The 11,272-nt window shown below is 46.1% G+C and carries 9 protein-coding genes and 1 tRNA gene; all 10 read left to right on the top strand.

The window, feature by feature from the left end; genetic code table 11:
• The 10 genes from ACWPOD_RS17615 (at position 1) to luxS (ending at position 11,187) form a co-directional block, all read left to right on the top strand.
• Positions 1-77, top strand: a tRNA-Arg gene (locus ACWPOD_RS17615).
• 556 nt (positions 78-633) lie between these two features.
• On the top strand, positions 634-891 hold the full coding sequence (locus ACWPOD_RS17610; protein WP_005379932.1) for an oxaloacetate decarboxylase subunit gamma: 258 nt from the start codon (positions 634-636) through the stop codon (positions 889-891).
• A gap of 31 nt (positions 892-922) precedes the next feature.
• Positions 923-2,707, top strand: a complete 1,785-nt coding sequence (gene oadA, locus ACWPOD_RS17605) for a sodium-extruding oxaloacetate decarboxylase subunit alpha (protein WP_256935752.1) — start codon at positions 923-925, stop codon at positions 2,705-2,707.
• Positions 2,708-2,716: 9 nt separating this feature from the next.
• On the top strand, positions 2,717-3,847 hold the full coding sequence (locus ACWPOD_RS17600) for a sodium ion-translocating decarboxylase subunit beta (protein ID WP_005396706.1): 1,131 nt from the start codon (positions 2,717-2,719) through the stop codon (positions 3,845-3,847).
• 123 nt (positions 3,848-3,970) lie between these two features.
• A complete protein-coding gene (locus tag ACWPOD_RS17595) occupies positions 3,971-4,921 on the top strand; it encodes an NADP-dependent oxidoreductase (RefSeq protein WP_005396705.1) in 951 nt (316 codons plus the stop codon).
• Positions 4,915-5,376: a YqaA family protein gene (locus tag ACWPOD_RS17590; protein WP_258459728.1), complete on the top strand. Its 462-nt coding sequence runs from the start codon at positions 4,915-4,917 to the stop codon at positions 5,374-5,376. Before ACWPOD_RS17595 ends, ACWPOD_RS17590 begins: the two co-directional genes overlap by 7 nt.
• Positions 5,377-5,385: 9 nt before the next feature.
• Positions 5,386-8,229, top strand: a complete 2,844-nt coding sequence (locus tag ACWPOD_RS17585) for a M16 family metallopeptidase (protein ID WP_456232096.1) — start codon at positions 5,386-5,388, stop codon at positions 8,227-8,229.
• Between the two features lie 156 nt (positions 8,230-8,385).
• Positions 8,386-9,954 carry a glutamate--cysteine ligase gene (gene gshA / locus ACWPOD_RS17580; protein ID WP_456232095.1) on the top strand — a complete coding sequence of 523 codons (1,569 nt, stop codon included), beginning with the start codon at positions 8,386-8,388 and terminating at the stop codon, positions 9,952-9,954.
• A 24-nt stretch (positions 9,955-9,978) separates the two neighbouring features.
• Positions 9,979-10,584: a transglycosylase SLT domain-containing protein gene (locus ACWPOD_RS17575; RefSeq protein WP_456232094.1), complete on the top strand. Its 606-nt coding sequence runs from the start codon at positions 9,979-9,981 to the stop codon at positions 10,582-10,584.
• Positions 10,585-10,668: 84 nt separating this feature from the next.
• The gene (gene luxS, locus ACWPOD_RS17570; protein ID WP_005396698.1) at positions 10,669-11,187 is read left to right on the top strand and encodes an S-ribosylhomocysteine lyase; all 519 of its coding nucleotides are present in this window, start codon (positions 10,669-10,671) and stop codon (positions 11,185-11,187) included.
• Positions 11,188-11,272 lie beyond the last annotated feature (85 nt).

Raw genomic sequence — 11,272 nt, 5'->3', positions numbered from 1 at the left:
GCGTCCTTAGCTCAGCTGGATAGAGTACCTGGCTACGAACCAGGCGGTCGGAGGTTCGAATCCTCCAGGACGCGCCAGATACAAAAAAGCCTCGCAATTGCGAGGCTTTTTTTGTATCTGGACATCAGGAACTATAGCCTAGAGTTGTTAGAGGCGAGGCCCTTCTTTTCCAAAAGCGAATATGTGCTTATCTAAGCAATTTGGAATAAAGTTTCTGCTGTAGTTTGTGAATCCATCCTTACTATCTCTCCCGTATATTAATTTCCGTTTCTTTCACTTCAATTGTTCAAATGTAACTTCTTTGTTTTTTATTTGTTTATTAATTGTTGTAAAGTGGCATCCTTTTGTTTTTATTAGTTTTTATGTGTAAATCTCGATTTGGTTTTGAAATCCAAATCGCAGTTTTTATTTATGTCCTCCTTTACTCTGTTCGTAAGGAGATAGAAGATTCGCAGTAATTATTTTGTCATGAACTGTGATCTGGGTAGTGAATAAATAATCATTTATCAGGATTATTACAAACCTTCCTTAAACAAAATTGACAAAATTTAACCAATCGAGATAATCCATTGGTCGGGATTTGACGCTATTAAAGTCCTGCACGTTGTCAGGATGACAAAGAAAGGAAGCAACATGACTAATATAGGAAGCCTGCTAGTAGATGCGGCCACCCTGATGCTAACGGGGATGGCGGTCGTATTTATTTTCCTCACTATTCTTGTTTATCTCGTTCGGCTAATGTCGAAATTGGTACCAGAAGAAGTACCAGAGCCGATCGCAGCACCAAAAACAAATACTAATATTCAATCAACCTCTTCAGCTGTTAGTCCACAAGTAGTGGCGGCGATCTCGGCTGCGATTCATAAACATCGCGCCTCATTCGCGAAGTAGCCGAACCAGGATTAAAAAGGAGTTTAAGAGCATGTCTAAACCACTAGCTATTACAGATGTGGTCCTTCGTGATGCCCATCAATCACTATTTGCTACGCGTATGCGTATTGAGGATATGCTGCCTATCGCAGCTGAGTTGGATAAGGTTGGTTACTGGTCTCTAGAGACTTGGGGTGGCGCAACGTTTGATTCTTGTATTCGATTCTTAGGGGAAGACCCTTGGGAGCGTTTACGTGAACTAAAAAAAGCGATGCCTAATACACCAATGCAAATGCTACTGCGTGGTCAAAACCTTTTAGGATACCGCCATTATGCCGACGACGTAGTAGAGAAGTTCGTTGAACGCGCGCATGCTAACGGTATGGACGTTTTCCGTATCTTTGATGCAATGAATGACGTGCGAAACTTCCAGAAGGCCGTAAAAGCAACGGTCGATGTTGGCGCACATGCTCAAGGTACGCTGTCTTACACAACAAGCCCTGTACATAACGCAGACACTTGGGTTGACTTGGCAAAACGCCTAGAGGATTTAGGTTGTCATTCACTGTGTATTAAAGATATGTCTGGCTTACTCAAGCCTTATGAAGCGGAAGAGCTTATTACGCGTATCAAAGCGTCTTGTGATGTGCCATTAGCACTTCATTGTCACGCGACGACAGGCTTGTCTACTGCGACAGCGGTAAAAGCAGTTGAAGCTGGTATTGATATTCTCGATACAGCGATTTCTTCAATGAGTTGTACCTATGGTCACACACCGACGGAAACGGTAGTCGCGATGCTAGAAGGAACCGAGCGAGATACGAATTTGAAGCTCGAGCAACTAGAACCTATCGCCGCATATTTCCGTGAAGTACGCAAGAAGTACGCGAAGTGGGAAGGTCAGTTGAAAGGTGTAGACTCTCGCATCCTGATTGCTCAAGTGCCTGGCGGTATGCTGACCAACATGGAAGGCCAGTTGAAAGAACAGGGCGCGGCGGATCGCATTGATGAAGTATTAGAAGAGATCCCTCGTGTACGCGAAGATCTTGGTTTCATTCCATTGGTGACTCCAACTTCGCAGATCGTCGGAACGCAAGCGGTGATTAACGTGCTTACTGGTGAACGCTATAAGAGCATCACTAAGGAAACCGCTGGTCTATTGAAAGGCGAATACGGTCAAGCGCCAGCCGAGTTAAATGCAGAGCTGCAAGCTAAAGTACTTGATGGCAAAGAGCCTATTACTTGTCGTCCTGCCGACTTGCTTGAGTCTGAAATGGAGACGCTTACTGTTGATCTAATGGAGAAAGCGAAATCAGAAGGTATTAAGCTAGCAAGTGAGCGTGTTGATGATGTACTTACTTATGCGCTTTTCCCTCAAGTTGGTCTCAAGTTCCTTAAGAATCGTGAAAACCCAGAAGCATTTGAACCTGCACCAACGCTAGAAGCCGCGAAGCCTGCCGTACCTGCGGCGCAACCAGCAACTGGCGGCGTAGAAACTTATAGCGTACGTGTTGACGGACAGGTGTATGAGGTGGAAGTTGGTCCTCAAGGCGAGCTAACCTCTGTCGCTCCTTCTGCGGCGCCTGCAAAATCGACGGCACCTAGCGCTCCTTCTAGCGCATCTGCTGAAGCGGTGCCTGCTCCTCTTGCCGGTAACATCTTTAAAGTGAATGTTCAGCCTGGCGCTGAAGTGGCTGAAGGCGATGTACTACTCATCCTTGAAGCTATGAAGATGGAAACAGAAGTGCGTGCGGCGCGTGGTGGTGTGGTTCAAGAGTTGAACGTTAAAGAAGGCGATGCTGTCACAGTAGGTGCGCCTCTGTTGAGCCTGGCGTAAGGGAGTATCATGGACGGATTGTTAACCCTTTGGGCAGAAACAGGGATCGCTAACTTCGAGTTCGGCCAAATCTGTATGATGCTGGTTGGTTGTACCTTGCTGTTTTTGGCAATCAAAAAAGGCTTTGAGCCTTTACTGTTATTGCCGATTGGTTTTGGTGCTATCTTGGCGAATATTCCAAATGCTGGCTTTACTGAGCCTGGCGGCTTGCTCTACTACGTTTACTACATTGGGATTGAATCGGGAGTGTTCCCGTTGTTGATCTTCATGGGTGTGGGTGCGATGACCGACTTTGGTGCTTTGATCGCAAACCCAAAAACGTTGTGGCTAGGTGCGGCAGCTCAGTTTGGTATTTTTGCGACACTGTTTGGCGCTATTTTGCTCAACTATGTACCTGGTATGGAGTTCTCCATGGCGGATGCATCGTCTATCGCCATCATCGGTGGTGCGGATGGCCCAACGGCGATTTTCTTAGCAAGTAAGTTATCACCAGACCTGCTTGGTGCGATTGCTGTAGCCGCGTACAGCTACATGGCTTTAGTGCCAATCATTCAGCCGCCAATCATGAAGGCGCTAACCACTAAGGAAGAACGTGAGATTCAAATGGCGCAACTGCGTCACGTGGGTAAATGGGAAAAGGTATTGTTCCCGATGGCAGTATTACTCATGACGATTCTTTTCCTACCTTCAGCAACGCCTCTTGTCGGTATGTTCTGTCTTGGTAACTTAATGCGTGAAGCGGGTGTGGTCGATCGTCTATCGAAAACCGCACAAAATGAGCTGATCAACATCGTGACGATCTTCTTGGGCTTAGGGGTTGGCTCGAAGCTGCAAGCGGATCAATTCCTGAACTTAGAAACATTAGGCATTCTAGGGCTTGGTGCGGTTGCGTTTAGTATTGGCACGGGTGCTGGTGTGCTAATGGCTAAGTTGCTGAACAAGTTCTCAAAAGAAGACATCAACCCACTTATTGGTGCGGCTGGCGTTTCTGCGGTACCAATGGCCGCGCGTGTGGTGAACAAAGTCGGCTTACAAGCTAACCCGCAAAACTTCTTGTTGATGCATGCGATGGGACCAAACGTTGCAGGTGTATTGGGATCAGCGGTTGCCGCTGGTATCTTGCTAGCACTTGTCGGCTAGTCATTACCGAAAATGGAATGATCAACCAATTTACAAAATCACGATTAACTTCGGTTAACAAAATGGTTTATAGTCAAAGGGATGCTTTCGCATCCCTTTTTGTTTTCTTGCAGGGAATGGTTTATGGAACACAAACAGATCGTTATCACTGAATTTGGTGATGCCAACGTACTCGCGATTCAACATGCTTCTACACCATCACCACAGCCTGGTGAAGTCTTAGTAAAAGTCGCTTTTTCAGGCGTAAATCCTATTGATGTTAAAACTCGAGCCGGACTCGGTTGGGCAGCTGCGCAGAACAAGGATAATTTACCTTGGGTGCCAGGTTACGACATCTCAGGAAAAGTGGTGTCTTGTGGAGAGGGGGCGTCGCGTTTTAATGATGGTGATGAGGTGGCTGGATTTATCGGTTTCCCAGTCCGAGGAGGTGGGTACAGTCAGTACGTATGTGTTCCAGAAGCTGAGTTAAGTCATGTTCCCAGTTCAGTTACTTTAGAGGCTGCCGCAGCATTACCGTTGGCTGGCCAAACTGCGGCACAAGCACTCAGCAAAGCCAATGTGACAGAAAACGATCGCGTACTTATCCTCGCAGGAGCCGGTGGCGTTGGACACCTAGCGGTACAAATCGCGGTCGCGACTAAAGCGGAAGTCTTTACAACCTGCAGTGAACGAAATTTAGACTACCTGGCTACCCTTGGCGCTCACGCAGTGAACTATCAATTTGCACCAGTGTCAGAACGTGTTGAAGACGTTGATGTTTTGATTGATTTAGTAGGTGGAGATGCCGCGTTAGATGCGCTTAAATGCCTGAAAGACGGTGCGAGAGTCATAACCGTTCCAACCATCACGGCTGAGCTGATTTGTGAAAAAGCCAAACTCCTAGGCTTTGAGGCTAACGGCATGTTGGTTGAGCCAGATCCAGCGCAATTAGATACCTTGTTGTACATGGTTGGCGTTGGTTTACTGAAGACTGAAATTCAACAGGTTTATCCGATGAGTGATGTGATTGCTGCTCACCAGCAAGTAGAATCAGGAAGAACCAGAGGCAAGGTGTTGCTTGATATGACATGCTAGAAGCATTTAATACGAGCTTTGAAAGTTTAGCGCTTTGGTTTTCAGATTCAGCATTATGGGTGCTTTTCATGACCGGTTTTCTCAGTGCCACTTTGTTACCTGGTGGTTCTGAGGCGGGCTTAGTTGCCACTCTCTCATTAAATCAATATTCCGTTTCGTCAATTATTATGGTCGCCACTATCGGCAATACGCTTGGTGGCTTAACAAATTATTGGCTTGGCTTGTGGATTCCCAACAAAGCGCAAGAAGAAAAGCACGGTCATACCGCATTAAAGTGGCTGTCAAAGTATGGCTATTGGGGATTGTTTTTTAGCTGGTTACCTGTGATTGGAGACCCGCTGTGTTTAGCCGCAGGGTGGCTGAGAATGAAGCTTCTGCCTTGCGTGATTTTAATATTTTTAGGAAAGGCTGCTAGGTATAGCTTGCTTGCGGCCATCTATCTCGGATTATTTTAAGGAAAGTACATGAAGATGTTTTGGGTTGGCGCGTGCTCACTGTTAGTGATCACGGGCTGTGTATCAAATACGCCAGTTTCATCACTGCCGGAGGGGGTAACTTTCGTCGAGTCATCGAAAGCGGAAGAAGGCAAAGTTAAGATTCCATACCAAAAGTATAAACTTGATAATGGCTTAACGGTGATCTTAGCTCCTGAAGATTCCGACCCATTGGTCCATGTGGATGTGACTTACCATGTTGGTTCGGCTCGTGAAGAAGTGGGTAAGTCTGGTTTTGCGCATTTCTTTGAGCACATGATGTTCCAAGGTTCAGAGAACGTTGGTGACCAAGAGCACTTCAGAATCATCACAGAGGCTGGAGGTACGTTAAATGGTACGACAAACCGCGATCGCACTAACTATTTTGAAACTGTCCCGGCTAACCAGCTAGAGAAAATGTTGTGGTTAGAGTCTGACCGTATGGGCTTTCTGTTGGATGCGGTTTCTCAACGCAAATTTGAAATTCAGCGTTCTACTGTAAAAAATGAGCGAGCTCAGCGTTACGATAATCGTCCTTATGGCTTAATTTGGGAGCGCATGTCTGAAGCGCTATATCCTGAAGGTCATCCGTATTCGTGGCAAACTATTGGTTATGTTGAAGATCTTGACCGTGTTGATGTGAACGATCTCAAAGCGTTTTTCTTGCGTTGGTATGGCCCAAACAATGCGACTATCACGATCGGTGGTGACTTAGACGTTGAACAAACTCTTGAGTGGGTAAATAAGTACTTCGGTTCGATTCCTCGTGGTCCTGAGGTTGAAAATGCGCCGAAACAACCTGCCAAACTGCAAGAAGACAAATACATCACGCTAGAAGATCGCATTCAACAACCGATGGTGATGATCGCGTGGCCAACAACTTACAACGGCGAAGAAAGCCAAGCGTCTCTCGATACGCTATCTGAAGTGCTAGGTGGCGGTACAAACAGCGTGCTCTACCAAGACTTAGTCAAGACTCAAAAAGCGGTCGATGCGGGCTCATTCCATGACTGTGCAGAACTGGCGTGTAACTTTTACGTTTACGCAATGGGTGATTCTGGAGACAAAGGCGACCTATCAAAACTGTACGACGAGCTTTTACAGTCACTCAATCAGTTTGCTGAAAAAGGAGTGACAGAAGATCGCCTTGAACAATTGAAGGGTAAGGCGGAAGCGGATTCTATCTTTGCATTAGAAAGCGTTAAAGGCAAAGTAACGCAGTTGGCATCCAACGAGACATTCTTCGGCGATCCAGACCGTCTTGAGCAACAGCTTGAGCAGATCCGCGCAGTGACGCCTGCGTCGGTAGAAAAAGCGTATACGGATTTTATCCAAGGTAAGAACAAAGTGACCCTAAGCGTGGTACCAAAAGGAAAAACTGACCTTGTCGTAAAACCAGCGACCTTTGTGACGCCAAAGCGTACGCTACCAGAATACGAGAAGATCACTGATGATCAATTGGCGTATCGTCGTGCGACCGATAACTTCGATCGCTCTGTGCAACCGCCTGTAGGGGAGCCAGTGAAAGCGACGATGCCTGAGTTGTACGAGCTTCATTTCAATAATGGCTCGGAATTGCTTGGCGCGGTTAGCGATGAAACACCAACGGTCATGATGCAGTTTAGTTTACCTGCGGGAACACGTTTTGTTGAAAAGGGCAAAGAAGGTCTTGCCCAATTGACCGCCGCGATGTTGCAAGAAGGCACAACGAAACGTAGTGTCGAAGAGATTCAAGCTGAGCTCGATAAACTAGGTAGTGTCATCTCCGTGAATGCAACGGGCTACACAACAAACATCAGCGTTTCTGCTTTAGAAAAGAACTTAGAGCCGACGTTGAAAATTGTCGAAGAGATGTTGCTGTCTCCTGCATTCAAGCAAGCAGACTTTGAGCGTGTGAAGATGCAAGCGCTAGAAGGTCTTGTGTATGAGCACCAAAATCCAAGCTGGATGGCATCACAAGCGAGTCGCCAAGTGCTCTATGGAGACTCTGTTTTTGCTCGACCAAAAGACGGCACGCAAGCAGGGGTAAGTGCACTAACGTTGGATGATGTCCGTGAATTCTACTCGAAGCATTACACGCCACAAAGTGCGCAAATCGTCGTTGTTGGTGACATTGAACAACAGGAAATTGAACAGCAGCTGACGTTCTGGAAAAACTGGCAGGATGAAGCTGCGCCATTGTATGCGCCGCAAAGCATCGCTGCATTAGGTGAGCAAAAGATCCATCTTGTTGATAAACCAGGAGCCCCGCAAAGTGTGGTCATGATGGTTCGTCAGGGTATGCCTTACGATGCAACGGGCGATTTTTACCTAAGCCAACTGGCAAACTTCAACTTAGCAGGGAACTTCAATAGCCGCATTAACCAAAACCTACGTGAAGACAAGGGTTACACATACGGCGCTTACGGTTACTTCTCTGGAAATCCAGAAACTGGCTCGGTTGTTTTCACCGCGCAAGTACGAGCGGATGCAACGGTTGCTTCTATCATTGAGATGGAAAATGAGCTAAATGAATACTCGCAGTCAGGAATTACTGATGAAGAGATGAAATTTATGCGTCAAGCGGTCGGTCAAAAAGATGCACTGAAATATGAAACGCCAACACAAAAAGCGGAACTCATTAGTGATATTCTTAAGTACAACCTCGATCAAGATTACTTGCAGCAAAGAAACGCTATCGTAGAAAAAGTTGATAAGCAGACTTTGAATGCACTGGCTCAAAAGTGGTTTGATCCAAATGACTATCAAATTATCGTCGTTGGTGATGCTAAATCACTGCGTCCTCAATTAGAAAAGTTGGGGAAAGACGTAGAAGAGCTTGAAATCATTCGATAGAGTACACATTTAATAGCGGAGAAACGTTTCTCCGCTATTCATCTAGATAAGCGACTTTTCGTGGGTTATTTATCTAGATGCATTAAATATCAATAACTTAGCTTACGCTTGCCCTTTGTGACAAGTGTCCTGCTCCCAATATAAGCGAACCTCATTTTGACTGATTTTGCTGCGCGACTAAAAAAAGTTGCATCAAACCCCGAAGTATTTAAGCAGTTTGGACGCGGTGTTGAGCGAGAAACTTTGCGCTATCGTCAGGATGGACATCTAGCAACAACACCTCATCCAGAGGGGTTAGGCTCAGCGTTCACAAACCAATGGATCACGACTGATTTTTCTGAATCATTGTTAGAGTTCATTACTCCTGTGTCACATGAAATTCCAGAACTGATGGCACAACTGAAAGATATCCATCACTTCACGCAGACAAAAATGGGTGAAGAAAAGATGTGGCCTCTTTCTATGCCATGTTATGTTGGCTCGGAAGAGGATATTCAGCTTGCTCAGTACGGCTCTTCGAATGCAGCAAAAATGAAAACCCTGTACCGAGAAGGCCTAAAACGCCGCTATGGCAGCCTGATGCAAATCATTTCAGGTGTGCATTTTAACTTCTCGTTCCCTGAGACATTTTGGGATGCGCTATACGGCGAGCAAGATGAACAAGCCCGCCAAGATGCTAAGTCTGATGCCTACTTTGCGCTGATCCGTAACTACTACCGTTTTGGTTGGATGATTCCGTATTTCTTCGGTGCATCGCCAGCGTTATGCGGCTCTTTTATTCAAGGTCGTGAAACCGATCTGCCATTCGAGAAAATTGGCGGCACTTTGTATTTGCCGAAATCGACGTCTTTGCGTTTGAGCGATCTGGGCTACACCAATAGTGCGCAAAGTGTACTGAAAATTGGCTTTAACAGCATTGATCAGTATCTGGATGGTTTGAGCGATGCGATTCGTCACCCATCAGAAGAGTTTGCGAAAATAGGCGTCAAAGTGGACGGTGAATACCGCCAGCTTAATTCCAATATTTTACAAATTGAGAACGAGCTATACGCTCCAATTCGCCCGAAACGCGTGTCGAAAAGTGGTGAGAAACCTTCAGATGCGTTACGACGCGGTGGGGTTGAGTACATTGAAGTTCGCTCTCTAGACGTTAACCCATTCAGCGCAGTGGGGTTGGATGAAGAGCAAGTACGATTCCTTGATCTCTTCCTGACTTGGGCGGCCTTGTCAGACTCGGATCCAATGGACAACTGTGAATTAGAGTGTTGGCGCGACAACTGGAACAAAGTCATTGTTTCTGGTCGTGAAAAAGGGCTAATGCTTCAAATTGGTTGCCAAGGTGAACGTCTATCTCTGCAAGATTGGGCACATCGAGTGTTTGTCGAGCTGCGTCAGATAGCACAGCAAATGGATATGACTGCTGGTGGCAGTGCATACCAAGATGTGTGTAATAAACTCGAGACATGGATTGATAACCCAGAACTAACGATTTCAGGTCAACTATTAGAGCTGACGAAAGAGCTTGGTGGGTTAGGTAAAGTCGGCTGTGCGCTTGGCATGAAGTACCGCGAGGAAAATCTAGCTCACGGTTATCAGTACTACTCGCAAGATACGATGGAAACGGAAGTGGCGTCGTCAGTAGAAAAGCAAAAGCAAGCGGAACAAAGTGACACGCTATCTTTTGATGATTTTTTGGAAGATTACTTTGCTTATCTGAAGCAGTAGTGAATAGGTAAAGGTTGGGTGGGATTGAACATTAAACCGTTAGTAGTATCGGTACTCGGAAGCATGTTACTTGCAGGTTGTGCCACGGCACCGCCAAAGCAGCAGAATAATTTATGTGAGATATTTCGAGAGAAATCCGGCTGGTATGATGATGCCAAAGATATGGAAGAAAAGTGGGGAACCCCCATTCATGTCGCTATGGCTATCATTAAACAAGAAAGCAGCTTTCGGCACGATGCGAAACCACCCAAAGACTATTTATTGGGATTTATCCCTTGGGGGCGAGTTAGCAGTGCGTATGGTTACGCTCAAGCTCAAGATCCTGTTTGGGAAGATTTCCAAGATGCGACGGATCAGGGCGGTTCTCGTACCAACTTTGATGATTCAATGATGTTTGTCGGTTGGTATACTCACGAAACGAGGCGCCAACTAGGGATTTCGTTATGGGACCCATACAGTCAATATCTGGCTTATCATGAAGGTCGAGGTGGGTACAAGCGAGGTACTTATAAGCGAAAGCCTAGTTTGATCAAAGTCGCTCGACGTGTTGAACAAACTGCAAAAACTTATGGCTGGCAGCTGAAGCAATGTCGTCAGGAATTGGAAGACAACAGCAGCTGGTTCTTTTAACCCACAGCCTGTTTATGTGCTGAAGGGATGAATGACATTTATCCAGTACCGAGAGGTATTGGAGTTACAATCAGGAGAGATGTAATGCCTTTACTCGATAGTTTTACCGTGGACCACACTCGCATGAATGCACCGGCAGTGCGAGTGGCGAAGACCATGCAGACCCCAAAAGGGGACACGATTACTGTCTTCGATTTACGCTTTACCGCGCCAAACAAAGACATCCTTTCTGAAAAAGGTATCCATACACTAGAGCACCTTTATGCAGGTTTTATGCGCAATCACCTAAACAGCGATTCTGTTGAGATCATCGATATTTCGCCTATGGGTTGCCGCACCGGCTTTTACATGAGCCTGATTGGCACTCCATCAGAGCAGCAAGTAGCGGATGCTTGGATTGCGGCGATGGAAGACGTACTAAAGGTAGAAAGCCAGAACAAGATCCCTGAACTCAACGAATACCAATGTGGCACGGCAGCGATGCACTCTTTAGAAGAAGCACAACAGATCGCGAAGAGCATTTTGGATGCTGGTGTATCGGTGAACAAAAATGATGAACTTGCTTTGCCTGAATCGATGCTAAAAGAGCTGCGCATCGACTAGTTGCTAAAAAACTTATCAAGAAGCATATTTATCCAGAACTAAAAAGAGCCTGACATGATCAGGCTCTTTTCTTTTTATTTCTTAT

The sequence above is a fragment of the Vibrio sp. JZG120 genome, from assembly GCF_053890955.1.
This window is presented reverse-complemented; position numbering and strand designations above follow the sequence as displayed.

Excerpts from the sequence above, each read along its gene's own strand:
- ACWPOD_RS17585 (WP_456232096.1), top strand. The coding sequence starts at position 5,386 with ATGAAGATGTTTTGGGTTGGCGCGTGCTCACTGTTAGTGATCACGGGC.
- oadA (WP_256935752.1), top strand. The coding sequence starts at position 923 with ATGTCTAAACCACTAGCTATTACAGATGTGGTCCTTCGTGATGCCCAT.
- ACWPOD_RS17600 (WP_005396706.1), top strand. The coding sequence starts at position 2,717 with ATGGACGGATTGTTAACCCTTTGGGCAGAAACAGGGATCGCTAACTTC.
- ACWPOD_RS17610 (WP_005379932.1), top strand. The coding sequence starts at position 634 with ATGACTAATATAGGAAGCCTGCTAGTAGATGCGGCCACCCTGATGCTA.
- luxS (WP_005396698.1), top strand. The coding sequence starts at position 10,669 with ATGCCTTTACTCGATAGTTTTACCGTGGACCACACTCGCATGAATGCA.
- ACWPOD_RS17595 (WP_005396705.1), top strand. The coding sequence starts at position 3,971 with ATGGAACACAAACAGATCGTTATCACTGAATTTGGTGATGCCAACGTA.
- ACWPOD_RS17590 (WP_258459728.1), top strand. The coding sequence starts at position 4,915 with ATGCTAGAAGCATTTAATACGAGCTTTGAAAGTTTAGCGCTTTGGTTT.